This window comes from Micromonospora sp. WMMC273 (genome assembly GCF_027460285.1).
Taxonomy (GTDB): domain Bacteria; phylum Actinomycetota; class Actinomycetes; order Mycobacteriales; family Micromonosporaceae; genus Micromonospora; species Micromonospora aurantiaca.
In genome coordinates this window covers 5,128,727-5,152,326 of record NZ_JAPZBE010000001.1, presented here as the reverse complement: position 1 = coordinate 5,152,326, position 23,600 = coordinate 5,128,727, and the positions used below count along the sequence as shown (strand labels likewise).

Below are 23,600 nucleotides of genomic sequence, written 5' to 3'. Positions count from 1 at the left end.
CGTGGGGTGGGGTTAAGGTCGGCGAATGTCGCGACGTGTGGTGGTGGCGCTGCTCGGCCCGGTGACGTGGACGCCGCCCGGAGTCGATCCGGCGCGATGGCGTACTGCGCTCGCCGAGGACGTGGTCGACCTGCTCGCGACGCTGAACGAGGTCGAGACCGCCGTCGCGGTCACCGCCCGCGACCGATGGCTGGCCGACGCGGTGGTCTGGCCCGGCACCGGTGTGTACGAGGTGCCCGAGCCCACCCCGAACGCGGTGTTCGCGGCGATCATCGGCGACCGGGCGGCCCGCGATGACGGGGCGGGCGGCTACGACCAGGTGGCGGTGGTGGCGGCGGACGCGCCGGACGTGCCGGGGCTGACGCTCGGCAAGCTGCTGCGCCCGCTCACCACCCGGCCGGTGGCGCTGGCTCCGGTCGAGGGGAGCGGAACCGGGCTGCTGGGGGTGGCGGCGCGACTGCCCGTACCGGCGTGGCTGCCGGCGCTGGACCTGGACACGACCGCGCCGGCCGAGGTGCGGCGGGCGGCGCCGAGCCCCGGGGACGTGGCGGTCACCGCCGGATGGCACCGGATGCGCGGCCCGGCCGACCTGGCCGCCCTCGATTCGGCCGTCGAGGGCTGGGAGGCCACCCGTGCCCTGCTGTCCGGCCGCCCCGTCTGACCCATCGCCCCCAGCGCCCCCGCTGCCCCGCCGACTTCGCCGATCTTGGAGTTGTGGCACCTGGCAGAAGCCTCATTCAGGACATCCTGGGCGCCACAAGTCCAAGATCGACGGAGCGGGGCGGGCGGGGTGGGGAGGCGGACGGGCCCGCACGGGGAACCGTGCGGGCCCGTCCGGCGTACGCGTCAGCGCTTGTCGTCGTCCTCGCCGGGGGACTTCTCCTCCGGGGCACCGGGGGCGGAGAAGTCGAAGTTCGCCAGCTCGTCGTCGAGATCGGTGCTCGTCGTGGCGAACGCCTCCGGGGCGGCGAAGTCGTCGTCGGAGGGCAGCAGGTCCGGGTGACCCCAGACCGCGTCCCGGCCGGCGATGCCGCGGTGCTCGGTCAGCGCCGCCCACAGCACCGTCGCCTCACGCAGGCGGCGGGGCCGCAGTTCGAGGCCGACGAGCGCGGCGAACGTCTGCTCGGCCGGGCCACCCGCGGCGCGGCGGCGGCGGAACGCCTCGCCGAGGCGTACGACGTTGGGGAGGCGGTCACCGGCGGCGCTGTCGACGACGTGGCAGACCCAGCCCTCGACCAGGGCGAGTACGGTCTCCAGCCGGGCCAGCGACGCCTTCTGGGCGGGCGTGTCCTCGGGCGTGAAGATGCCCTCCAGCGCGATCGCCTGCATCGACTCCGGGTCGGTCGGGTCGACCCGGCCCATCGCCTCCTCGATCGCCTCCCGGTTGACCCGGATGCCCGCGGCGTAGTTCTCCACCGCGGTCAGCACGTGCCCGCGCAGCCACGGCACGTGCTGGAACAACCGCTGGTGGGCGGCCTCGCGCAGGGCCACGTAGAGGCGTACCTCGTCCTCGGGCAGCTCCAGGCCCTCGCCGTACACCTTGATGTTGGCGGGAACGAGCGCGGCGGTGCCGGCGGGGCCGAGCGGCAGGCCGATGTCACCGGCGGAGAGCACCTCGGCGGCGAGCGAGCCGAGCGCCTGGCCGAGCTGGCCGCCGAAGAGGGCGCCGCCGAGCGTGGCGACCATCGACTGCATCGGGCCGAGCTGGGCGCGGGCCTCCGGCGGCACCAGGTCGCCCATCGCGCCGACCATCCGGCTGGCCACCGGGTCGCAGAGCTTGCGCCACACGTCGAGCGTCTTGAAGATCCACTCGTTGCGGTTCCAGGCGACCGAGGTGCGGATGCCGGAGGGCCACGAGGTCGCCGGCTCCAGCCACAGGTCGGCGATGCGCAGCGCCTCCTCGACCGCGTTGCGTTCGAACGGCGACACCGCCGGGTCGCCGGCGGCGGCGAGCTGGCTGGCGGCTACCTGCCGGGCCAGGTCCCAGTTGACCGGCCCGCTGCCCGGCGCCGAGAGCAGGTGCTGCAACTGCGACATGAACTGCTGCATCGCCGCGGGATCGTTGGGGTCCGGTGGTTGACCACCCGGGAGCGCGAAGCCGAACGGAATATCAGGCACGACGTCTACGGTACGCGGGCCCCGCCGCAGGTCGTGCCACTCGGCGTTGCGCTGAGGGCGAAGTCCGCCGGTCACCGCGCCGGATGGCAGGGGACGGATCGGTACGCTCTGGCCCATGAGACGTCGCGGCGTGACCGTCCTCCTCGGTGCCCTGCTCACCGCCCTGCTCAGCATCGGCGTGCTGAGTGTGCCGCTGCCGTACGTGGTGCTCGGCCCGGGTCCGACCGTGAACACGCTGGGCAGCGAGGACGGCAAGGAGGTCATCCAGGTGACCGGCCGCGCGACGTCCACCTCCGCCGGTCAGCTCCGGCTCACCACAGTCGGTGTGCAGCCGACGGTGCGGCTGCGGTCGGCGCTTGCCGGATGGTTCTCCTCGGACGAGGCGGTGGTGCCGCGGGAACTGGTCTACCCGCCGGGGGAGTCGCAGGAGGAGGTCGAGAAGCGAAACGCGGAGGACTTCCAGAACTCGCAGACCAGCGCCGAGACGGCGGCGCTGCGTGAGCTGGGCTACCCGATCAAGGTGCTGGTCAAGGCGGTCACGCCGGGCGGCCCGTCGGTCGACGTGCTGCGCCCCGACGACGTGGTCACCTCGGTCGACGGGGTGCCGGTGACGAGCGCGGCGAAGCTCACCGAGCTGATCCGGGCGAAGCCGGCGGGCACCGCGCTGACGATCGGCTACACCCGTGGCGGCACCCCGGGTACGGCCACGGTGACCAGCCGTGAGCAGGACGGCCGGCCGCGCATCGGCGTGGAGATCGACCAGCAGCAGCCGCACCCGTTCACCCTGAAGATCGACCTCGGTGACATCGGCGGGCCGAGCGCCGGGCTGATGTTCTCGCTCGGCATCATCGACAAGCTGGAGCCGGCCGACCTCACCGGCGGGAAGATCATCGCCGGTACCGGCACCATCGACGACGAGGGTCGCGTCGGCCCGATCGGCGGTATCGCGCAGAAGCTGGTCGGCGCCAAGGACGCGGGCGCGAAGGCGTTCCTGGTGCCCGCCGACAACTGCGCCGAGGCGGTCCGCAACCCGCAGCCGGGCCTGCCGCTGCTGAAGGTCGCCACGCTGAGTGAGGCATTGACGGCACTCGAGACGCTGCGGGCCGGGGGACAGCCGACGCGCTGCTGACGCGGGCCGGGCGGCGGTCACGGCGCGGATCGTGACGTGACCTTGACCCGACGTGCTCAGGAACACCCCGTACTCTTGGTGCCTGGTCGGAGCCGATCACATCGAGCGTGCGGAGCCAACAGTGGTCATGCGTAGCAGTCCCTTACCGAGGATGAGCCGGCGCGGACGCGTCACCATCGGTGTCCTGATCGGGGTGTTCATCTTGTTCACCCTCCTCGGGTGGGGCGTGAACGCCTGGACCGACTGGCTGTGGTTCGACGAGGTCCGCTACACCCAGGTCTTCACCGGCGTGCTCGCCACCCGCCTGCTGCTGTTCCTGGTGGTCGGCGCCGGCATGGCGCTGCTCGTCGGCGGCAATCTCTGGCTGGCCCACCGGCTGCGGCCCAAGATGCGCCCGCACTCGGCCGAGCAGGCCACCCTGGAGCGCTACCGGATGCTGCTGAGCCCTCGGCTCGGCACCTGGATCGCGCTGGCCGCCGCCGTCGTCGGGCTGTTCGCCGGCCTCTCCGCGCAGAGCCGCTGGGGCCAGTGGCTGCTGTTCCGCAACGGCGGCGACTTCGGCGTGAAGGACCCGGAGTTCGGCGTCGACGTCGGCTTCTACGTCTTCCAGCTGCCGTTCTGGCGCTACGTGCTCGGCGTCGGCTTCACCGCGGTGGTGCTGTCGCTGCTCGGCGCGCTCGCCGTGCACTACATCTTCGGCGGCGTGCGCCTCCAGGGCGTCGGCGACCGGATGACGAACGCCGCCCGCGCCCACCTCAGCTCGCTGGTCGCCGTGTTCGTGCTGCTCAAGGCCGTCGCCTACGTGCTGGACCGGCGGGCCATGCTGCTGGAGTACAACGAGGGCGCCAAGCTCTACGGCGCCGGCTACGCCGACGTGAACGCGCTGCTCCCGGCGAAGGAGATCCTCGCCTGGATCTCGATCGTGGTGGCGCTGGCGATCATCGTGTTCTCCAACGCGGTGATGCGGAACCTGGTCTGGCCGGGCATCTCGCTGGCGCTGCTGGGCGTCTCCGCGGTGGCGATCGGCGGCATCTACCCGTGGGCCGTGCAGACGTTCGAGGTGAAGCCGAGCGCCCGGGACAAGGAGGCGCCGTACATCGAACGCAGCATCAAGGCCACCCGGTCCGCGTTCGGTCTCGACGGCACGAAGACCACACCGTACGCGGCCAGCAACCTCGTTCCACCCGCCAGCCTCGCCACCGACACCTCGGTGGTGTCGAACATCCGGCTGCTCGACCCGCAGCTCGTCTCCGAGACGTACACGCAGCTGCAGCAGGTCCGCGGCTTCTACGACTTCGGTTCGAAGCTGGACATCGACAGGTACTCGGTCAAGGACAAGACCTCCGACTACGTGGTCGGCGTCCGTGAGATCAACTACGGCGAGCTGACCGACCAGCAGAGCAACTGGATCAACCGGCACACCGTCTACACCCACGGATACGGCCTGGTCGCCGCCCCGGCGAACCAGGTGGTCTGCGGCGGCCAGCCGTACTTCGTCTCCGGCTACCTCGGCGAGAAGGCGCAGGAGGCGTGCTCCTCGCCGACCGAGGAGATCCCGGCCCAGCAGCCGCGGATCTACTACGGCGAGCGGATGGAGGCGAGCGACTACGCGATCGTCGGGCAGAACGGCGACCGCAACGTCGAGTTCGACCGGCCCACCTCCACCGGCGGTGAGCAGTACTACACCTACACCGGCGAGGGTGGCGTCAAGATCGGCTCGTTCCCGCGCCGGCTGCTCTACGCGATCAAGGAGCAGGAGTCGAACTTCCTGCTCTCCGAGGCGGTCAACGAGAACTCGAAGCTGCTGTACGTGCGCAACCCGCGCGACCGGGTGGAGAAGGTCGCGCCGTTCCTCACGCTCGACGGCGACCCGTACCCGGCGGTGGTGAACGGGCGCGTGCTGTGGATCATCGACGGCTACACCACGGCGGCGACCTACCCGTACGCCGAGCGGGTCAACCTCCAGGCCGAGACGACCGACGAGCTGACCGGCCGGGGCACGTTCCAGCTCGCCCGGGAGAACGTCAACTACATCCGCAACTCGGTGAAGGCGACTGTCGACGCGTACGACGGCACGGTCAAGCTCTACTCGTACGACGACACCGACCCGGTGCTCAAGGCGTGGAACAAGGCGTTCGGCGGGGACCTGGTGCTGCCCAAGGGCGACATTCCGGCCGAGCTGGCCGAGCACTTCCGCTACCCGGCCGACCTGTTCAAGGTGCAGCGCAACCTGCTGACCAAGTTCCACGTCACCGACCCCGGCGACTTCTATTCCGGCCAGGACTTCTGGCAGGTGCCGAATGTGCCGGACGCGCCGGACAGCGGGCAGAAGCAGCCGCCGTACTACCTGTTCACCCAGTTCCCCGGGCAGGACGGGCCACGCTTCCAGCTGACCTCGGCGGTGACCCCGAACGGCCGGCAGAACCTCGCGGCGCTGGTCTCCGGGTCGTACGTCGACGGGCAGCCGAAGCTGGAGGTGCTGGAGCTGCCGGACCAGACCCGGATCTCCGGTCCGACGCAGGTGCACCAGCAGATGACGAACAACGGCGACATCCGGCAGCAGCTGAACCTGCTCTCCTCCAACCAGGCGCAGGTGCAGTACGGCAACCTGCTGTCGCTGCCGTTCGCCGACGGCATGCTCTACGTCGAACCGGTGTACGTGAAGAGCAGCAGCCAGGACGCGTACCCGCTGTTGCAGAAGGTGCTGCTCTCCTACGGTGACGGCGGCTCGTACGTGGTGCTCGCCAACAACCTCGGCGACGGCATCAAGCAGCTCGTCGAGCAGGGCAAGCGGGCGCCGAACACCAACCCGCCACCCAGCACCGACGACAACCCCACGCCGACGCCGACGCCGTCGCCGACCGGGGGTGACAACAACACGCCGCCGATGAGCGGGGAGCTGGCCCAGGCGGCCGCCCGGGTGCAGACCGCGATCGGCGAGGTCAAGGCCGCGCAGGCGTCCGGCGACTTCGAGCGGTACGGGCGTGCGCTGAAGGCGCTGGACGAGGCGATGAGCGCGTTCCAGCAGGCCCAGGCCGCGGCGAACGGCTCGGGCAACCCGGCGCCGTCGGGCAGCGTCTCGCCACCGGCGCCGACGTCACCCGCGCCGTCACCGGGCGGCTGACGCCGAACTGACACCACGAGCCCGTGGTCCGGGACCGCAACGGTCATCCGGACCACGGGCTCGTGTCGTCAGACGGACTCCCGGCCGCGACCCCGACCACGATCCCGGACCGGGCGTTCTTCGCCCTGACTGAGTACCCGTTTTGCGCCTCCCCGGGTCGGTGCGCTACGGTTGTCGAGCCGACGCGGGGTGGAGCAGCTCGGTAGCTCGCTGGGCTCATAACCCAGAGGTCGCAGGTTCAAATCCTGTCCCCGCTACTCGTGACGAAGGCCCCGGAGTTCTCTCCGGGGCCTTCGCCGTTCTCGCCGGTGCCCTGCGCACCCATGTGCGGGTTCGCACGCCTTGGTCACGTTCCGCGACCGGCCCGGCGGAAGAGAAGTCCCGAGACGCGTATGCCTGAGAGTCATAGTTATGACTCTCAGGCATATCGTTTTCGGCCAGAGAGTCTCGGGCTCGACCTCGCCCGGCGAGACGTCGGATCGTCGTGCGGCGCCCGAGGAGGGGATTCCGGGGCCCCGGCTGATCTCCAGGAACGGAGTGCGATAAGCTTTACGAGCCGACGCGGGGTGGAGCAGCTCGGTAGCTCGCTGGGCTCATAACCCAGAGGTCGCAGGTTCAAATCCTGTCCCCGCTACTCGTCACGAAAGGCCCCGGAGTTCTCTCCGGGGCCTTTCGCCGTGTCCGGCGACATCCGCACTGTCCGCCGTGCCCCGGTTGCGGGCTTCGGCGAGGATGGGGTCATGTCTGCATGGAACAAGTGGTGGGGCCGCCTGGGCGCGGTCCTCGGTACGGTCGTGCTGTCGGTCTTCGTGCCGGTCGCGGCCTGGGCGTCGTCGGGCACCGGCGAGATCGTGGTGGAGGCGGCGCGCCGGCGTTCCCGGGGCGGCTTCGGCTTCCTCGGCCTGCTCTGCTGCCTCGTGGTGGTCGGCGGCATCGTGCTGCTGGTGGTGCTGCTGACGCGCAACCGCCGCAACCGCCCCCCGCGCTGATCCCCGGCCCACCCCGCCCACGCCGGGCGGGGTGGGGGGGAGGGGTGGGTCAGCCAGCGAGGGCGGCGTTCGCCTGGGCCATGAATCGGGAGGTGGCGGTACGGGCTCCGGCCCGCTTGCCGCGGATGCTCTCGGCCGCCTCGATCAGCAGCGTGCGTACCGCGGCGTGCCCCTTGGGCGGCGGCGCGGGCGACGGGCCGGCCAGGTCGTCCAGCTCGGCGCCGAGCGCGGCCATGCGCTTCTCGGCCCGGCCGGTCACCTCCGCGGCGACGAACGAGCGCACCTGCTTGCTGGCGTTCAGGCCGCGCTCGACGCCGAGGAGCCGGCCGGCCGCCACGTTCGTGGTCAGGAAGTCGAGCACGTCCACCACGGTTTCCGGGTGGCGGGTGCCCCGGAAACCGGCCCAGTACATCGACGCCCGGGGCCACTGGGCGGCCGGCGTACCCGGGAAGGCCACCGCGCCCAGCTCGTCGTCGGTCAGGCTCTGCAACTCGGGCAGCTGGTGCGACCAGGCGAAGGAGGCCGCCGTGTGCCCGGTGACCACGAGCTGGCGGGCCAGCTCGCCGCTGTCGGCCTGCTCGACCAGGGCGGCGCTCGGTGTGGCCCGGTCGAAGCGTGCCACCTCCCAGAACTCGAACCAGGCGAGCAGTTCGGCGGAGCTGAAGCCGAGCTGCCGCCCCTGGTACAGCTCGCTGCCCTGGCCGCGTAGCCAGAGCCAGAACGCCCGGTAGTCGCCGGAGGCGTCCATGGTGCCGGCCACCCGGTTGCCGGAGGCGCGGGTGAAGCGGGCGGCCCAGTTCGCGTACTCCTTCCAGGACATCCCGGTACGCGGCTCGGGCTGGCCCAGCCGGCGCAGCAGCCGGCGGTTGAACACCAGCGCCGCGCTCGTCTGCGCGGCCGGCACGCCCACCGTGCGCTCGTCCACCCGGCCGTAGCGGGCCAGTTGCTCCGGCACCTCGCGCAGGTCGAGCCGCTCGTCGGCGACGTACCGGGTCAGGTCGAGCAGGATGTCCCGGCCCGCGTACTCGGCGAGCAGGGTGTCGTCGATCTGGAACAGGTCCGGCGCGTTCCCGCCGGTGGCCTGCGTGGCGAGCCGGTCGTAGTAGCCGCTGAGCCCTTGCCAGGTGACCCGGAAGCTGACCCGCGGGTTCTGCTGCGAGTACAGCCGCAGCGCCTGTTCGGTGGCCGCGGCCCGGCGGGCGCCGCCCCACCAGAACACGGACAGCTCGATCGGGCCCTCGTCGGCGGCCACCTCCTCCGGGCTGCACCCGGTGAGCAGCGGCAGCCCGCCGGCGGCGAGCGGCAGCCCGGTGAGCGCGCCCAGGAACCGTCGCCGGTCGATCCCGGGACGGGGTACGGACTGCACAGCGCGCACGCGTCTCTCTCCGAAGGTGGGGTGGACGGATCATTTCACCGGCCCCCGGCCGGGTGTCAACGCCGGGCGGGACGGCGGTGGGCGCGCCGGGCGGTCCGCGCCGGTCATGGTGTACTAGCGCCGTGGAACTTCTGCACTCGGGCAAGGTCCGGGACGTCTACGCCGACGGCGAGGACCTGATTCTGGTCGCCTCCGACCGCGTCTCCATCTACGACGTGGTGCTGCCGACCCCGATCCCGGACAAGGGCCGCCTGCTCACCGCGCTGTCGCTGTGGTGGTTCGAGCAGCTGTCCGACCTGGTGCCGAACCATGTGATCTCCGCGACGGACGTACCGGCGGAGTTCGCCGGCCGGGCGATCCGCTGCCGGCGGCTGGAGATGGTGCCGGTCGAGTGCGTGGCCCGGGGCTACCTGACCGGTGGCGGCTTCGCCGAATACCAGCGCACCGGCTCGGTATCCGGGGTGCCGCTGCCCCGCGGCCTGGTCGAGGCGTCGATCCTGCCCGAGCCGATCTTCACGCCGTCGACCAAGGCGCCCAAGGGCGAGCACGACGAGCCGATCACGTACGAGCAGGTGGTGGACAAGGTCGGGCCGGAGGTCGCGGAGCGGCTGCGGCAGATCACCATCGACGTCTACCGGCGCGGCGCGGAGATCGCCGCCGAGCGGGGCATCCTGATCGCCGACACGAAGCTGGAGCTGGGCTGGGCGGCGGACGGCACGCTCGTGCTCGGCGACGAGGTGCTCACCTCGGACTCGTCCCGGTTCTGGCCGGCCGAGTCGTACCAGCCGGGCCGCGCCCAGTTCTCCTACGACAAGCAGTACGTGCGGGACTGGGCCACGTCGAGCGGCTGGGACAAGCAGCCGCCCGCGCCGGAGGTCCCGGCCGAGGTGATCGAGGCGACCCGGGCCCGCTACGTCGAGGTGTACGAGAAGCTCACCGGCAACACCTGGGCCTGACGCTCAGTCGACCCAGTCGAGTGTGCGCCGGACCGCCTTGTGCCACTGGCGCAGCTCGTGCTCCCGGTGCGCCGGGTCCATCGTCGACTCCCACTGCGCGTCCGAGCGCCACTTCTCCCGCAGCGTGGCCAGGTCGGGCCAGAACCCGACCGCGAGGCCGGCGGCGTACGCGGCGCCGAGGCACGTGGTCTCGGTGATCCGGGACCGGACGACCGGCACGTCCAGCACGTCGGCGAGGAACTGCATCAGCAGCTCGTTGCCGGTCATCCCGCCGTCGACCCGCAGCCGGCGCAGCGCCACGTCGGAGTCGGCGTTCATCGCGTCCACCACCTCGCGGGTCTGGAACGCGGACGCCTCCAGCACCGCGCGGGCCAGGTGGCCCTTGGTGATGTAGCCGGTCAGCCCGGCGATCACGCCCCGGGCGTCGCTGCGCCAGTGCGGGGCGAACAGGCCGGAGAAGGCCGGCACCACGTAGCAGCCGCCGTTGTCGTCGACGGTGCGGGCCAGCTCCTCGACCTCCGGGGCGGAGGAGATCAGGCCGAGGTTGTCGCGCAGCCACTGCACCAGCGAGCCGGTGACCGCGATGGCGCCCTCCAGCGCGTACACGGCGGGCTGGCCCTCGATCCGGTACGCCACAGTGGTGAGCAGGCCGTGCCGCGACGGCACCGGGCTGGCACCGGTGTTCAGCAGCAGGAAGCTGCCGGTGCCGTACGTGCACTTGGCCTCGCCGGGCTGGAAGCAGGTCTGCCCGAACAACGCCGCCTGCTGGTCGCCGAGCGCACTCGCCACCGGCACCCCGGCCAGCACCCCCCGGGCGGTGCCGTACACCTCGGCCGAGCTGCGGATCTCCGGCAGCACGGCGGCCGGGACGCGCAGCGCGTCGAGCAGCTCCGGGGCCCAGTCGAGCGTCGCCAGGTCCATCAGCATGGTGCGGCTGGCGTTCGTCACGTCGGTGACGTGCCGGCCGGTCAGCTTCCAGATCAGCCAGCTGTCCATGGTGCCGAACAGCACCTCGCCGCGCTCGGCCCGCTCGCGCAGCCCGTCGACGTGGTCGAGCAGCCAGCGCAGCTTCGGCCCGGCGAAGTAGGTGGCCGGGGTCAGGCCGGTGCGGGCCCGCAGCCGCTCCTCGTCGTACGTCTCGGTCAGCTCGCGCAGCAGCGGGCCGGTGCGGGTGTCCTGCCAGACGATCGCGTTCGCCACCGGGCGGCCGGTCTCCCGGTCCCACACCACCGTGGTCTCGCGCTGGTTGGTGATGCCCACCGCGGCCAGCGACTCGGTGCCGATGTCGGCGCTCGCCAGCGCCTCGCGCACCACGTGCTCGACGTTCGTCCAGATCTCCTCGGCGTCGTGCTCCACCCAGCCGGGCCGGGGGAAGATCTGCCGGTGCTCGCGCTGGGCCACGGCGACGATCTCACCGGCCCGGTCGAAGACGATGCAGCGCGAGGACGTGGTGCCCTGGTCGATCGCGGCGACGAACTCTGCGGTCACGGCAGCACCGTACCCGCCGCGAGCGTCCACCGTCTCCCTCCGGCGGCCCGTACGATCATCAGACGTGCGTGACATTGCCGTGTTCAGCGGGTCGGCCCATCCCGACCTCGCCGCCGAGATCTGCGCCCACCTCCACGTCCCGCTGCACCCGGTGCGGGTGTCCCGGTTCGCCAACGACTGCCTTGAGGTGCAGTTGCAGGCGAACTGCCGGGAGCGCGACGTCTTCCTCATCCAGCCGCTGGTGCCGCCGGTGCAGGAGCACCTGGTCGAACTGCTGCTCATGATCGACGCGGCCCGGGGTGCGTCGGCCGCGCGGATCACCGTGGTGCTGCCGCACTACGCGTACGCCCGGTCGGACAAGAAGGACGCGCCGCGCATCTCCATCGGTGGCCGGCTCGTCGCCGACCTGCTCACCTCCGCGGGCGCGGACCGGGTGCTGGCCATGACGCTGCACTCGCCGCAGGTGCACGGCTTCTTCAGCGTCCCGGTGGACCACCTGCACGCGCTGCGCGAGCTGGCCGCCCACTTCAAGGGGTACGACCTGAGCAACGCGGTGGTGGTCTCGCCGGACCTGGGCAACGCCAAGGAGGCCGCCGCGTTCGCCCGGATGCTCGGCACTCCGGTGGCGGCCGGCGCGAAGCAGCGTTTCAGCGACGACCGGGTGCAGATCAGCACGATCATCGGTGACGTGGCGGACCGGGACGTGATCGTGCTGGACGACGAGATCGCCAAGGGCAGCACGGTGATCGAGCTGATCTCGCACCTGCGCGAGCGGCGGGTCCGCTCGATCCGGCTGGCCTGTACGCACGGCCTGTTCTCCAGCGGGGCGCTGGAGCGGCTGAGCGCGCAGGAGGGCGTCCTGGAGATCGTCTGCACCAACACGGTGCCGATCCCGGCCCAGAAGCGGGTGCCGAAGCTGGAGGTGCTGTCGGTGGCGCCGGCGCTGGCCGAGGCGATGCGGCGGATCCACAACGGGGAGTCGGTGAGCGCCCTGTTCGCCTGACGCCGGCGGCGGGGTCAGCCGTCCGGCGGGCCGGTGACGGGCTGGCGGGTGGCGAGCGCGGCGGTGATCCGGACGACCGTGCCGGCGTCGCCGCTCTCCACCTCCATCGTGTCGCTCAGCTCCCGGGCCAGCCAGAGGCCCCAGCCGCCGGCGGTGTCCGGCGCGGGCCGCTCGCGGTCGCGCAGCCGCCGTTCGCTGATCCCGGGCCCGTGGTCGGCGACCTCGCAGACCAGTTCGCCGTTCCGCTCCCAGAGCCGTAGCCAGCCCTGCCCGCCGCCGTGGCGGACCGCATTGGTGATCAGCTCGTTGACCGCCAGCACGAAGTCGTCCAGCCGTTGGCCGGACAGGCCGGAACCGTGCGCGCAGGAGGTGACCGAGTGCCGCAGCCCGGTCACCTGCGCCTGGTCGAAGGCGGTGGCGAGAAGCAGGGAAGGTTCGATGGGCACAACCGTACGCGGTGCGGGGAGTTCTGCGTCTGTCATGACCCCGTCCCGACGATGGTTCTCGACGACTTTCGCGGCATTTCCACCGTACGTCAGGGTTTCTCGGCCCGCACCGCCCGGGGTGCCCCGGACCGGCTGTGACAGGGTGGCGCACATGCCGTCGTCCTCCGGCCTCGAGGGCCCCTTCTGGCGATCGATAGCGGTGTTCCGCTTCGCCGCGCTCGCGTACGTCGGACTGGTCGTGCTGCGCGACGCGGGCAGCTACGCGCACCCGGTCGCCGCGGGCGGTGTCCTGCTGGCGATGCTCGCGTGGAGCGGCGTGACGGCGGCCGGCTACGGCCGTCCGGCCGGGCGGCGCTGGCCGCTGCTCCTGGCCGACCTCGGCGTGGTGCTGGCGATCATCCTGGTCACGCCCTGGGTGGTGGGCCGAGCGGCGCTCGCCGCCGGGGTGCCGATGCTGACCGCCGCCTGGCTGGCCGGGCCGGTGCTGGCCTGGGCGGTCTCCGGCGGGCGGCGACGTGGCGCGGTGGCGGCGATCGTCCTCGGCGGCGCCGACCTCGCCACCCGGGACCGGATCAGCCCGTCCGCGCTGACCGGCGCGATCCTCATGCTGCTCGCCGGCGTGGTGGTCGGGCACGTGGCGCGGCTGGCGGTGCAGGCGGAGGAGCGGTTGCAGCGGGCGGTGGAGCTGGAGGCGGCCACCCGCGAGCGGGAACGGCTGGCCCGCGACATCCACGACTCGGTGCTCCAGGTGCTCGCGCTGGTCCGGCGGCGCGGCGCGGACCTGGACGGCGAGGCGGCCGAGCTGGCCCGGCTGGCCGGCGAGCAGGAGGCGGCGCTGCGGGCGTTGATCGGCCGGGCGGGCGCGCCGCCGGACCCGGGCGGGGACGAGCAGGACCTGCGCGACCTGATCGACAGGTACGCCTCGGCCACCGTCGTGGTGTCCGCGCCCGCCACACCGGTGCCGCTGCCGGCGCGGGCCGCCGGTGAGCTGGGCGCCGCGGTCGGCGCGGCGCTGGACAACGTGGCCCGGCACGCCGGCGGGCGGGCCTGGGTGCTGATCGAGGACGAGGAGGAGACGGTGACCGTCTCGGTACGCGACGAGGGGCCGGGCATCCCGGACGGCCGGCTGGCGGAGGCCGCCGCGCAGGGGCGGCTCGGGGTGGCGCAGTCCATCCGGGGCCGGGTGGCCGACCTGGGCGGTGAGGTGCGGATCGTGTCGGCGCCCGGCGCGGGCACCGAGATCGAGCTGGTCGTGCCGAGGAGCCGCGGGTGAGCATCCGGGTGATGGTGGTCGACGACCACCCGATGTGGCGCGAGGGCGTGGCCCGGGACCTCACCGAGGCGGGCCACCAGGTGGTGGCGACCAGCGGCGAGGGCCGGCAGGCGGTACGGGTGGCCGCGGCGGCCCGTCCCGACCTGGTCGTGCTCGACCTCCAGCTGCCGGACATCTCCGGCGTCGAGGTGATCCGGGGCCTGCGCGCCGCGCTGCCCGACGTGCGGGTGCTCATGCTGTCGGCCAGCGGCGAGCCGCAGGGCGTGCTGGACGCGGTCAAGGCCGGCGCCACCGGCTACCTGATCAAGTCGGCCGCGCCGGCGGAGTTCCTGGACGCGGTGCGCCGCACGGCGGCCGGTGAGCCGGTGTTCACGCCCGGCCTGGCCGGGCTGGTGCTGGGGGAGTACCGGCGGCTGGCCGCGGCGCCGGCCGCCCCGCACGACGAGGCACCCCGACTCACCGAACGGGAGACCGAGGTGCTGCGTCTGGTCGCCAAGGGGCTGTCCTACAAGCAGATCGCCGACCGGCTGGGCCTGTCCCACCGGACCGTGCAGAACCACGTGCAGAACACCCTGGGCAAGCTCCAGTTGCACAACCGGGTCGAGCTGACCCGGTACGCCATCGAGCGGGGCCTGGACGACTGAGCTGTCAGTGCGCCTCCGGCGGCCGGGTCTCGTGCACCGCCAGTTCCTCCGCGCTGGCCCCGCCACCGGCCGCGCCGGCGTCGTAGGCGACGTTGTCGGTCTCCTGGTCGGTGTGTGCGCCCTCGTCCGGCTCGACCAGCCGGCCCACCTGGTGGTCGGCGACGGTGCCGAGCTGGCCGTGGTCATACACGGAGACCGGGGAGTGCGGGTCCGAGACCGGGCCCGGGTCGATCACGTCGGCGTCGAGCTGGGCCTGCGCGGCGGCCTCCTCGCTGTCCGCCTCGGCGGCGATGTCCGGGTCGACCGGGCCGGCGAGCGGGTCGTCGGCGGGGCGCTCGTACTGCTCGCGCTGGAGCTTGTAGTCCAGCGACTCGCCGTCGAGCTGCTCCTCCGCCGTGGTGCCGAACTGGTCCACGGCGACCGGCGTGCGGTCACCGGGGAGCTGGGCCGGCTCGGGGCCGTCCGCCTCGCGTCCGGTCAGCACATCGTCGTTCGCGGTGGAGTCGTCGTCGGCGGTGTCGGGCAGGCCCGCCGCCTCGGGATCGGACACGGGGGTGGGGTACTCGTCGTCGCGCATGCCCGGGAACTACCCACTGCGCTCCCCGCCCTAACCGCGACCGGCCGGGTGGATCAGGAGAAACGGTGCGAAAAGCACCTCAGTTGCGGTACGCCGCCTCGTCCTCGGCGTACAGCACACACCACACCACCTTGCCGTCGGGCAGTGCCGTGCTGCCCCAGCGCCGGGCCACCGTGTCGATGAGCAGCAGCCCCCGCCCGCCCACCGAGTCAACCGGCGCCGGACCGCCGTACGCGGGCCGCCCGGTCGAGTGGTCCCGGACCGCGACGTGCAGCGCGCCGCCGCGCGGGGCCAGCCGGAGCGTCATCGGCGTGACCGCGTGCGCCACCACGTTGTTGACCATCTCGGTGACCGCGATGCAGGCCGGCTCGGTTAGCTCCGGCAGTCCCCACCTGGCGCAGCCGCCGGCCACCAGCACGCGCGCCTCCCGGGCGGCCTCGACCACCGGGGGCAGCTCGGCGTCGAGCGGCTCGGGCGCGGCGTCCGGTGGCGGCCCGTCCGGGTCGAGCAGCAGCCGCGCGGCGGGCCAGTCGTCCACCGCCCGGCAGATCTCGTCCAGGGCGGTGCGTGCCATCGGATCGGGGATCCGCACCCCGGACAGGTCCACGAGCAGCACCCCGGGCTGCCGCCACAGCCGGGCGAGCAGCGCGTCCCGGACGGCCTCCACCTCGGACCGGTCGAGCACCCCGGTCAGCCGGACCGTCGGCGAGGAGTCGTCGGTCTCCACCAGGCAACGTGCATCCGTCGGCATGATCGCCCCATTGTGCACCTCGGTCCGAGCCCGCGCACCGGTCCGGTCGGCGGGACTCACGGCCGGCCGGCCCGCGACCGGCGGCTGAGCGCCGCCACCGTGCCGACAGCGGTGCCGGCGGCCAGCCCGACGGCCGCGCTCAGCCGGAGCACCTGACCGCGCCGGCCGGACCACCCGTCGGTCCGCTCCGCCGCCGCGTCCGGCGTGAAGACCGCGCCGGTCGAGTCGGCGCGTACGCCGGGGCCGAACTGGGTGCGCGCGGTGTACCAGCCCAGCACGCGTTCGGCCAGCGCCGGGGCGAGCCGCCACTGGAGCCCGATCAGCCGGGCCGCGCCGCCCGCGTACGCCTCGCGCCGAGGCCGGCGCAGCAACTTGACGATCGTCTCGGCGACCATCTCCGGCGGGTACACCGGCGGCGGCGGGGTCAGCTCCCGGCCGGAGTGGTTGGCGGCGTGCCGGAAGAACGGCGTGTCGATGGTGGCGGGCAGCACGGTGCAGATCGAGATGTTCCCCCGGCCGGTCACCCGCAGCTCCTGCCGCACGGTGTCGGCGAGTCCTCGGATCGCGTGCTTCGTCGCGTTGTACGCCGACTGGTACGGCATCGCCACCTCGGCCAGCACCGAGGCGTTGTTGACGAGCACCCCGCCGCCGGCCGCGTCGAGCCAGGGCAGCGCGGCCCGCGTCCCGTACACGGTGCCGAGCAGGTTCACGTCCACCACCCGGCGGAACTCGGCCACCGGGATCTCGTCGAACAGCCCCACGGTGCCCACCGCCGCATTGTTGATCCAGGCGTCGATCCGGCCGAACTCGGCCACCGCCCGCGTCGCCAGCCGCTCCACCGCCTCCGGGTCGGTCACGTCGGTGGGCACCACCAGGGCCCGTCCGCCCAGTTCCCGGCAGAACGACTCGACCCGGCGCAGCGCGGACTCGGTCCGGGCGGCCAGCACCACGTCGGCGCCCCGGCGGGCCAGCGCGTACGCGGTGGCCGCGCCGATCCCGCTGGAGGCGCCGGTGATGACGACTGTGGCGTCGGAGAGGCTGCGGGTCAGCGGCATTCCCCGTCGGTACCCCGGGCCGGGGCGGTCATGCCGACCGTTTTCGCCGGTGATCGGCATCGGTCGGCTGTCCCGCCCACGGGACGCACTGGCCGGGTGACCCCGATCTGTCAGGTTTGGGCGCACCGGACCTGGGTTAATGGGACGCTCTGACCGGAGACCCCGCTCGCGAGAAACGCATGGAGGTGCACCATGCGCGTCGGCCTTGTATGCGCGCACGCCGGCTCGTCCACCGACGGTCCCACCGTCGGGACGCAGGAGCACATTGCGCGCGTGGCGGCGGAGCTCGCCGCCCGGGGCCATGACGTCCGCGTCTACGAGCGCCGTGCCGCGTCCGCCCAGCCCGCCCTGACCGAACTCGACGGCTACCGGGTGGAACGTGTCCCGGTCGGGCCGCCCGACATGCTCTCCACCGCCGAGCTGGTCCCGTTCGTCGCCGAGTACGGCCGCTGGCTGGCCGGGCAGTGGGCCGGGGACTGGACCCCCGACGTGGTGCACGGGCACTACTGGGTCGGCGGGCTGGCCGCCGCGCACGCGGTCCGTGCCACGGACATCCCGGTGGTGCAGACGTTCCACTCGCTCGGCGTGGAGCAGCTGCGGCATCTCGGCCGCGAGTACACCGGGCCGGGGGAGCGCATCCCGCTGGAGCGGGCGCTGACCCGGGCCGTGGACGTGGCGGTGGCCCAGTGCAACGACGAGGTCGACGAGCTGACCCGGATGGGCCTGCAACGTACGTCGGTGGCGATGGTGCCGACCGGCGTGGACACCGGCCAGTTCCACCCGGACGGCGAGGCGGCGCCCCGCGACCAGCGGGCCCGGATCCTCTCCGTCGGCGGGCTCGCGCCCGGACACGGCCAGGACGACCTGATCCGGGCGATGCGGCTGGTCGGTGACGCGGAACTGGTGATCGCCGGCGGTCCGCCGCCCGAGCGGCTGGACGGGCACGCCGAGGCACGCCGGCTGCGCGAGCTGGCCGAGCGGGCGGGCGTGGCGGAGCAGGTGAAGCTGGTCGGCGCGGTGCCGCACGACCAGATGGCCACCTGGTACCGCTCCGCCGACGTGGTGGCCTGCACCCCGCACTACGCGTCGGCCGGGCGGGTGTCGCTGGAGGCGATGGCCTGCGGCGTGCCGGTGGTCGGCTACGCCATGGGCGGCATCGCCGACGCGGTGGTGGACGAGGTGACCGGCAAGCTGGTGCCGCCGGGTGACGTCCGCACGCTCGGGGTCACGCTGCGCCGACTGCTGTCCGACAACGCCGGACGGTTCGCGTACGGGCACGCCGCGGTGGACCGGGTCCGGTGCAGCTACACCTGGGAACGGACCGCCGCCGCGCTGGAGCGCCTCTACGAGCGGGTGATCGGACGGCGCCGCCCGGCCACGCCGATCGAGCCGACGCCGGTCGAGGCGACGCCGCCGGTCGAGGTGGTCGTCTCCGAACGCGGGCCGGTCGAGGCCGCCTGAACCGGCACCATCGCGGCGCCCACCATCGCCTTCTGGCGGGCGCCGGCGTGGTGGTGCTGCGGTTCGGCATACCGGGTCAGGCCGACCACCGCCGCGAGCGTCACCAGGAAGCCGAGTCCGGCCAGCCACTCCCGGCCGGGCCAGATCTTGTCGTTGAGCAGCAGCAGACCGACGATCGCGGCGGGTACCGCGCCGGCGGCGTCCATCGCCGCGACCGCCGCCGTGGTCGAACCGCGCTGCATGGCCAGCCCGAGCAGCAGCTGGCCGATCAGCGAGTGGACGATCAGCAGGTAGAGCAGCGGGTCGCGGACGAATGCCTCCACCGATCCGGCCGAGGCGAGCGGGCGGGCCGCGACCGCCGCGGCGGAGAACGCCATCCCGGCCAGCGAGCCGAGCACCACCGACCCGAGCGCGCCGTGCAGCCGGGCGGCGAAGAAGCCGGAGGCGGCGATCGCCAGCACCGCCACCGCCAGGCCGACCAGCCCGGCGGTGCCGAGCTGCCGTGACGGCGCCGGCTGGGCGGAGAGCACGAGCGCGGTGATGCCGGCGAACAGCAGCACCAGCAGCACCACCTCGGCCGCCGGCAGCCGCCACTTGAGCACCAGCACGCCGAGGACGGCGGTCACCCCGAGCCCGGCCGCCACGCTGGCCTGGACCAGGAACAACGGCAGGTCACGGCGGGCCAGGAAGGCCAGCACGAAGCCGACGACCTGGCAGGTCAGGCCGATCAGGTACGTCCGGTGCCCGGCCAGGCGCAGCAGCAGCCCGGGGTCGAACGTGTGGTGCACGGTGGTCCGCGCGGCCGCGACCGACTGGAGGAGGTTGGCGAAGCCGTACGCGATGATCATCGCCGCCAGGAAGCACCAACCGGAGGAAACCACCTGGCGAGGATAGAGGCTCCCCCGGGGTCAGCGCTCGGCTGGACGGCCGAGCCGGGCCAGGATGTCGTCGTGCAGCGCGCCGTTGCTGGCCACGGCGCTGATGTCGGCGGAGTCGGCGCCGGCCGGCGCGGGCCGCCCGGCCAGATCCGTGACGACTCCGCCCGCCTCGGTGACGATCGGGACCAGCGCGGCGATGTCCCACAGCGACAGCTCCGGCTCCACCATCACGTCCAGTGCACCCTCGGCCAGCAGCATGTAGCCGTAGAAGTCGCCGTACGCGCGGCTGCGCCAGGTGTCGCGCATGAGCTGGAGCACCGCGTCCAGCCGCCCGGCCTGCTCCCACCCGGTCAGCGACGAGTAGCAGAAGCTCGCGTCACCGAGCGCCGTCACGCCGGAGACCCGGATCGGCGTGCCGTCCGCCGGGCCGGTGCCGGCGAACGCGCCCGCACCGAGCGCGCCCCACCAGCGGCGGCCCAGCGCCGGGGCGGAGACCAGGCCGAGCACCGGCCGGTCGTGCTCCAGCAGCGCGATCAGCGTGGCCCAGACCGGTACGCCCCGGACGAAGTTCTTCGTGCCGTCGATCGGGTCGATCACCCAGCGCCGCCCGTCGGGACCGGCCGGCGGCTGCTCGCCGTACTCCTCACCGAGCAGGCCGTCACCGGGACGGTGGGCGGCCAGCAGCGCGCGGATCTCCCGCTCCACGGCGGTGTCCGCGTCGGAGACCGGGGTCAGGTCCGGCTTGGACTCGACGCGCAGGTCGAGCGCGCGGAACCGGGCCGAGGAGACGGCGTCCGCGGCGTCGGCGAGCAGGTGGGCGAGGGCGAGGTCGTCGGCGTACCCGGTCATGACGGACACGCTAGTGGCGGCGGCCCGGCCGGCGACGGCGGGTCGCCGCCGGCGCGCCGGTCAGGACCCGGCGAGCGGATCGCCGGGGTTGCGCTCCGGCTCGCGCGGGTCGCCCTCGCCGCTGCGGGAGGCCAGCAACCGGCGGTACGAGGCGAGCCGGCGCGCGTCCGCCTTCCCGGCGGCCACCCAGGCGTCGAGCGCGCAGTCCGCCTCGTCGGCGGTGTGCGGGCAGTTGGCCGGGCAGTCCACCGTCGCCTCGACCAGATCCGGGAAGCCGTGCAGCAGGCTCTCGGCGGACACGTGGGCCAGCCCGAAGCTGCGTACCCCCGGGGTGTCGACGATCCAGCCGGTGTCGCCGTCGGCGCCGGGCTCGGCGGGCAGCCGCAACGCCACCGCGCTGGTCGAGGTGTGCCGGCCCCGGCCGATCGCGCTGACCGTGCCCACCGCCCGCTCGGCGTCCGGGACGAGGCGGTTGACGAGCGTCGACTTGCCCACGCCGGAGTGACCCACCATCACCGAGACCCGGCCGGCGAGCAGCGCCCGCAGCGCGGCCAGGTCGGAGTCCGGGCGGATCAGCACGTACGGCAGTTCCAGCTCGGTGTAGTAGCCGAGCACCGCCTCCGGGCCGGCCAGGTCGGCCTTGGTGAGGCAGAGCAGCGGCTCGATGTCGGCGTCGTACGCGGCCACCAGGCAGCGGTCGATGAACCCGGTACGCGGCGGCGGGTCGGCGAGCGCGCTGACGATCACCAGCTGGTCGGCGTTGGCGACCACCACCCGTTCCAGCCGCCCCTCGGCGGTGGTCTCGTCGTCGTCGGCGGTACGCCGCAGCACCGAGGTCCGCTCGGCGATGCGCACGATCCGGGCCAGCGCGCCCGGCGCACCGGAGGTGTCCCCGACCAGACCCACCCGGTCGCCCACCACAACCGACTTGCGTCCCAGCTCACGGGCGCGCATGGCGGTCACGAGCGGCGCGTCCGGCCCGGCTCCGGGGAGCACGCAGGTGTAGCGGCCCCGGTCGACGGCGATGACGAACCCGTCGACGGCGTCGGCGTGCCGGGGCCGGGTGCGCGTTCGCGGGCGCGACGACCGGCCCGGCCGGACCCGGACGTCGTCCTCGTCGTACTCGCGCCGCTTCGTCGCCAGGACGTCCCCCCGCTGTCAGTTCTTGCCGGTCACCATCCCCGACCATAGTGCCGGGAACTCCGGCATGGTCTTGGAGGTGCACGCCACGTCGTCGACCTCGATGCCGGGGACGGCCAGCCCGGCCACCGCCGCCGCGTGCGCCATCCGGTGGTCGGCGTACGTGCGGAACGTCCCGCCGCGCAGCGGTCGGGGCCGGATGTCCAGCCCGTCGCGGGTCTCGGTGATGTCCGCGCCGAGCGCGGTGAACTCCTTCGCGAGCGCGGTGACCCGGTCGGTCTCGTGGCCCCGGATGTGGCCGATGCCGGTGAGCCGGGACGGACCGTCGGCGAGCAGCGTGAGCGCGGCCAGCACCGGGGTCAGCTCGCCGACGTCGGAGAGGTCGGCGTCGATCCCGCGCACCGTGCCGGTGCCCCGCACGGTCAGGCCGTCGGTGCCGAGGCTCACCTCGCCGCCCATCCGGTGCAGCAGCTCCCGGAGCCGCTCGACCGGCTGGAGGCTGCTGCGCGGCCAGCCCTGCAGCGTCACCTCGCCGCCGGTGACCAGGGCGGCGGCGAAGAACGGCGCCGCGCCGGACAGGTCCGGCTCGATCTCCCAGCCGCGCCCGGACAGCGGGCCCGGCTCGACCGTCCACACGTCGGGCGTGGTGTCGTCCACGGCGGCGCCGGCCGCGCGCAGCATCTGCACCGTCATCCGCACGTGCGGCGCGGACGGCACCGGCGGCCCCTCGTGCCGGACCACGACGCCCCTGTCGAAGCGGGGCGCGGCGAGCAGCAGCCCGGAGACGAGCTGGCTGGACGCGGAGGCGTCGATCACCACGTCGCCGCCGGTAACCCGGCCCGCACCGAGGACGACGAGCGGCAGGCTGCCGGCCGGTGGCGCGTCGATGCGGACGCCGAGCGTGCGCAGCGCGCCGATCAGCGGCCCGAGCGGCCGGGTCCGGGCGTGCGGGTCGCCGTCGAACGTGACCCGCCCGGCGGCCAGCCCGGCCACCGGGGGCAGGAAGCGCATCACGGTGCCGGCCAGGCCGACGTCGACGTGCGCCGGGCCGGCCAGCGGGTAGGGGCGGACCAGCCAGCGGTCGTCGTCCGAGATCGACATGTGGGCGCCGAGTGCGCGCAGGCCACCGGCCATCAGTTCGGTGTCCCGGGCGCGCAGCGGCCGGGCGAGTGTCGACGGCCCGCCGGCGAGCGCGGCGAGCACCAGGGCCCGGGCGGTCATCGACTTGGAGCCGGGCAGGCGCAGCGTCGCGGCGACCGGGTCGCTCGCGGTCGGCGCGGTCCACTGCTGCGGCGGACGCGTCGCGGTCGGATTGCTCACCGTTACATTCTGCCAAGCTCACGGCCTGGTGGAACCGTCCGGCGCCGCTGCTCCCGTTGGGCGGGACAGCCGGAACGTCCGGATGCGGCTAGCGTGGGCGCCATGTGCGGGAGGTACGCCACGACCCGGAGCGCCGCCGACCTGAGCGCGCTGTTCGAGTCGGCCGACGAGACCGGCGGGGTGACGCCGGACTACAACGTCGCGCCGACCGACCCGGTGCCGCTGGTCCGGCTCGCCCCGGAGGGGCACCGGCTGCTCTCCCTCGGCCGCTGGGGCCTGCTCCCGCAGTGGTCGCGCAGCGCCGCCGGGGCCGCCCGCATGATCAACGCGCGGGCCGAGACGGTCGCCACCAGCCGGGCGTACGCGCCGTCCTTCGCCCGCCGTCGCTGCCTGGTCCCCGCCGACGGGTGGTACGAGTGGGTCCGCCTCGCCGACGGCGGGCGCCAGCCCTACTTCATGACCCCGCGGGACGGCTCGATCCTGGCCTTCGCCGGCATCTGGTCGGTCTGGGAGTCGGCCGGTGCGGCCCGGCTCACGTTCAGCGTGCTCACCACCGCTGCGGTCGGCGAGCTGGCCGAGGTGCACGACCGGATGCCGCTGCTGCTGTCGCCGGAGCGCTGGGCGGAGTGGCTCGGCCCGGCCGAGGAGCCGGCGGAACTGCTCGCGCCGCCGGACGCCGGCCTGCTCGCCGGGCTGGAGATCCGGCCCGTGTCCCGGGCCGTCGGCGACGTCCGCAACGACGGTCCGGAGCTGGTCGCCGCGGTGGCTCCGGCGGGCGTCGGGACGGCCGCCGGACCGACACTGTTCTGATCACGCTCCGCCACATTTGCGCGCCCCGTTTGCCGGGGTTGGGCCGGAAAAGTCGCCCGGACGTTCAGTCAGTTTCATTGAAGACCCTTGTCCTTACGTATTCGAATGCGATAGAACACAGCGCCGGTGATGGGCGTCTGTTCGCACGGGGCGGATGACACCCATCGATCTTGTGGAGAGATCTACGCCGGTTCCCACGGGGGAGGTGGGTGTA

At 73.4% G+C, this 23,600-nt stretch carries 21 protein-coding genes and 2 tRNA genes; 12 read left to right on the top strand and 11 right to left on the bottom strand.

The window, feature by feature from the left end:
• Positions 1–25: 25 nt before the first annotated feature.
• Complete coding sequence (locus O7611_RS23825; RefSeq protein ID WP_194800478.1) at positions 26–661, top strand: hypothetical protein; 636 nt, start codon at positions 26–28, stop codon at positions 659–661.
• Between the two features lie 185 nt (positions 662–846).
• On the opposite strand, the gene O7611_RS23820 is transcribed toward O7611_RS23825, so the two are convergent.
• Positions 847–2,118, bottom strand: coding sequence for a zinc-dependent metalloprotease (locus O7611_RS23820; protein WP_091423230.1), 1,272 nt, complete (start codon positions 2,116–2,118; stop codon positions 847–849).
• A 115-nt stretch (positions 2,119–2,233) separates the two neighbouring features.
• On the opposite strand from O7611_RS23820, the gene O7611_RS23815 reads away from it, so the two are divergent.
• The 5 genes from O7611_RS23815 (at position 2,234) to O7611_RS23795 (ending at position 7,360) form a co-directional block, all read left to right on the top strand.
• On the top strand, positions 2,234–3,247 hold the full coding sequence (locus tag O7611_RS23815) for a YlbL family protein (RefSeq protein WP_194800479.1): 1,014 nt from the start codon (positions 2,234–2,236) through the stop codon (positions 3,245–3,247).
• Positions 3,248–3,374: 127 nt separating this feature from the next.
• Positions 3,375–6,371, top strand: coding sequence for a UPF0182 family membrane protein (locus O7611_RS23810; RefSeq protein WP_269697616.1), 2,997 nt, complete (start codon positions 3,375–3,377; stop codon positions 6,369–6,371).
• Positions 6,372–6,554: 183 nt separating this feature from the next.
• Positions 6,555–6,628: transfer RNA gene (locus O7611_RS23805), tRNA-Met, on the top strand.
• A 303-nt stretch (positions 6,629–6,931) separates the two neighbouring features.
• Positions 6,932–7,005, top strand: a tRNA-Met gene (locus O7611_RS23800).
• Between the two features lie 106 nt (positions 7,006–7,111).
• On the top strand, positions 7,112–7,360 hold the full coding sequence (locus O7611_RS23795; RefSeq protein WP_091422247.1) for a hypothetical protein: 249 nt from the start codon (positions 7,112–7,114) through the stop codon (positions 7,358–7,360).
• A 49-nt stretch (positions 7,361–7,409) separates the two neighbouring features.
• On the opposite strand, the gene O7611_RS23790 is transcribed toward O7611_RS23795, so the two are convergent.
• A complete protein-coding gene (locus O7611_RS23790) occupies positions 7,410–8,735 on the bottom strand; it encodes an ABC transporter substrate-binding protein (protein WP_194800481.1) in 1,326 nt (441 codons plus the stop codon).
• Between the two features lie 122 nt (positions 8,736–8,857).
• Between O7611_RS23790 and O7611_RS23785 the strand changes: the two genes are divergently transcribed.
• On the top strand, positions 8,858–9,691 hold the full coding sequence (locus O7611_RS23785; RefSeq protein WP_194800482.1) for a phosphoribosylaminoimidazolesuccinocarboxamide synthase: 834 nt from the start codon (positions 8,858–8,860) through the stop codon (positions 9,689–9,691).
• 3 nt (positions 9,692–9,694) lie between these two features.
• Here the strand turns inward: O7611_RS23785 and glpK are convergent, their stop codons facing one another.
• Complete coding sequence (glpK, locus tag O7611_RS23780; RefSeq protein ID WP_269697615.1) at positions 9,695–11,179, bottom strand: glycerol kinase GlpK; 1,485 nt, start codon at positions 11,177–11,179, stop codon at positions 9,695–9,697.
• Positions 11,180–11,243: 64 nt separating this feature from the next.
• On the opposite strand from glpK, the gene O7611_RS23775 reads away from it, so the two are divergent.
• Positions 11,244–12,182: a ribose-phosphate diphosphokinase gene (locus O7611_RS23775; RefSeq protein WP_194800484.1), complete on the top strand. Its 939-nt coding sequence runs from the start codon at positions 11,244–11,246 to the stop codon at positions 12,180–12,182.
• Between the two features lie 14 nt (positions 12,183–12,196).
• Here the strand turns inward: O7611_RS23775 and O7611_RS23770 are convergent, their stop codons facing one another.
• Entirely contained in the window at positions 12,197–12,664 is a 468-nt protein-coding gene (locus O7611_RS23770; protein WP_269697614.1) for an ATP-binding protein, read from the bottom strand.
• 115 nt (positions 12,665–12,779) lie between these two features.
• Here O7611_RS23770 and macS point away from each other — a divergent pair, with 115 nt between their 5' ends.
• Together macS and O7611_RS23760 are read left to right on the top strand one after the other, a co-directional pair.
• Entirely contained in the window at positions 12,780–13,901 is a 1,122-nt protein-coding gene (gene macS / locus O7611_RS23765) for a MacS family sensor histidine kinase (RefSeq protein ID WP_269697613.1), read from the top strand.
• 11 nt (positions 13,902–13,912) lie between these two features.
• Positions 13,913–14,545, top strand: a complete 633-nt coding sequence (locus O7611_RS23760; protein ID WP_194800717.1) for a response regulator — start codon at positions 13,913–13,915, stop codon at positions 14,543–14,545.
• Between the two features lie 4 nt (positions 14,546–14,549).
• Here O7611_RS23760 and O7611_RS23755 read toward each other — a convergent pair whose 3' ends face one another.
• From O7611_RS23755 to O7611_RS23745, 3 genes are all read right to left on the bottom strand, one after another.
• The gene (locus O7611_RS23755) at positions 14,550–15,122 is read right to left on the bottom strand and encodes a DUF5709 domain-containing protein (RefSeq protein ID WP_194800487.1); all 573 of its coding nucleotides are present in this window, start codon (positions 15,120–15,122) and stop codon (positions 14,550–14,552) included.
• Between the two features lie 79 nt (positions 15,123–15,201).
• Entirely contained in the window at positions 15,202–15,873 is a 672-nt protein-coding gene (locus tag O7611_RS23750; RefSeq protein ID WP_194800488.1) for an ATP-binding protein, read from the bottom strand.
• A gap of 56 nt (positions 15,874–15,929) precedes the next feature.
• Positions 15,930–16,928, bottom strand: a complete 999-nt coding sequence (locus O7611_RS23745) for an SDR family oxidoreductase (protein WP_194800489.1) — start codon at positions 16,926–16,928, stop codon at positions 15,930–15,932.
• A gap of 192 nt (positions 16,929–17,120) precedes the next feature.
• On the opposite strand from O7611_RS23745, the gene O7611_RS23740 reads away from it, so the two are divergent.
• On the top strand, positions 17,121–18,389 hold the full coding sequence (locus tag O7611_RS23740; RefSeq protein WP_194800490.1) for a glycosyltransferase: 1,269 nt from the start codon (positions 17,121–17,123) through the stop codon (positions 18,387–18,389).
• Here O7611_RS23740 and O7611_RS23735 read toward each other — a convergent pair.
• From O7611_RS23735 to aroA, 4 genes are all read right to left on the bottom strand, one after another.
• Positions 18,272–19,237: a hypothetical protein gene (locus O7611_RS23735; RefSeq protein ID WP_194800718.1), complete on the bottom strand. Its 966-nt coding sequence runs from the start codon at positions 19,235–19,237 to the stop codon at positions 18,272–18,274. The two genes, O7611_RS23740 and O7611_RS23735, sit on opposite strands and share 118 nt — an antisense overlap.
• Before the next feature lie 60 nt (positions 19,238–19,297).
• On the bottom strand, positions 19,298–20,116 hold the full coding sequence (gene hisN, locus O7611_RS23730) for a histidinol-phosphatase (protein WP_194800491.1): 819 nt from the start codon (positions 20,114–20,116) through the stop codon (positions 19,298–19,300).
• 60 nt (positions 20,117–20,176) lie between these two features.
• Positions 20,177–21,112 carry a ribosome small subunit-dependent GTPase A gene (rsgA, locus tag O7611_RS23725; protein WP_269697612.1) on the bottom strand — a complete coding sequence of 312 codons (936 nt, stop codon included), beginning with the start codon at positions 21,110–21,112 and terminating at the stop codon, positions 20,177–20,179.
• 162 nt (positions 21,113–21,274) lie between these two features.
• Positions 21,275–22,576 (bottom strand): 3-phosphoshikimate 1-carboxyvinyltransferase, encoded by a 1,302-nt coding sequence (aroA, locus tag O7611_RS23720; protein WP_194800492.1) that lies wholly within the window; start codon positions 22,574–22,576, stop codon positions 21,275–21,277.
• Between the two features lie 102 nt (positions 22,577–22,678).
• Here aroA and O7611_RS23715 point away from each other — a divergent pair, with 102 nt between their 5' ends.
• Complete coding sequence (locus O7611_RS23715) at positions 22,679–23,386, top strand: SOS response-associated peptidase (RefSeq protein ID WP_194800493.1); 708 nt, start codon at positions 22,679–22,681, stop codon at positions 23,384–23,386.
• The last annotated feature ends 214 nt before the right edge of the window (positions 23,387–23,600 follow it).

What these genes read in the sequence shown, in the direction of transcription:
- O7611_RS23825 (WP_194800478.1), top strand. Translation starts at nt 26, where the DNA reads ATGTCGCGACGTGTGGTGGTGGCGCTGCTCGGCCCGGTGACGTGGACG.
- O7611_RS23815 (WP_194800479.1), top strand. Translation starts at nt 2,234, where the DNA reads ATGAGACGTCGCGGCGTGACCGTCCTCCTCGGTGCCCTGCTCACCGCC.
- O7611_RS23810 (WP_269697616.1), top strand. Translation starts at nt 3,375, where the DNA reads ATGCGTAGCAGTCCCTTACCGAGGATGAGCCGGCGCGGACGCGTCACC.
- O7611_RS23795 (WP_091422247.1), top strand. Translation starts at nt 7,112, where the DNA reads ATGTCTGCATGGAACAAGTGGTGGGGCCGCCTGGGCGCGGTCCTCGGT.
- O7611_RS23770 (WP_269697614.1), bottom strand. Translation starts at nt 12,664, where the DNA reads ATGACAGACGCAGAACTCCCCGCACCGCGTACGGTTGTGCCCATCGAA.
- macS (WP_269697613.1), top strand. Translation starts at nt 12,780, where the DNA reads ATGCCGTCGTCCTCCGGCCTCGAGGGCCCCTTCTGGCGATCGATAGCG.
- O7611_RS23760 (WP_194800717.1), top strand. Translation starts at nt 13,913, where the DNA reads ATGGTGGTCGACGACCACCCGATGTGGCGCGAGGGCGTGGCCCGGGAC.
- O7611_RS23755 (WP_194800487.1), bottom strand. Translation starts at nt 15,122, where the DNA reads ATGCGCGACGACGAGTACCCCACCCCCGTGTCCGATCCCGAGGCGGCG.
- O7611_RS23750 (WP_194800488.1), bottom strand. Translation starts at nt 15,873, where the DNA reads ATGCCGACGGATGCACGTTGCCTGGTGGAGACCGACGACTCCTCGCCG.
- O7611_RS23745 (WP_194800489.1), bottom strand. Translation starts at nt 16,928, where the DNA reads ATGCCGCTGACCCGCAGCCTCTCCGACGCCACAGTCGTCATCACCGGC.
- O7611_RS23740 (WP_194800490.1), top strand. Translation starts at nt 17,121, where the DNA reads ATGCGCGTCGGCCTTGTATGCGCGCACGCCGGCTCGTCCACCGACGGT.
- O7611_RS23735 (WP_194800718.1), bottom strand. Translation starts at nt 19,237, where the DNA reads ATGATCATCGCGTACGGCTTCGCCAACCTCCTCCAGTCGGTCGCGGCC.
- hisN (WP_194800491.1), bottom strand. Translation starts at nt 20,116, where the DNA reads ATGACCGGGTACGCCGACGACCTCGCCCTCGCCCACCTGCTCGCCGAC.
- O7611_RS23715 (WP_194800493.1), top strand. Translation starts at nt 22,679, where the DNA reads ATGTGCGGGAGGTACGCCACGACCCGGAGCGCCGCCGACCTGAGCGCG.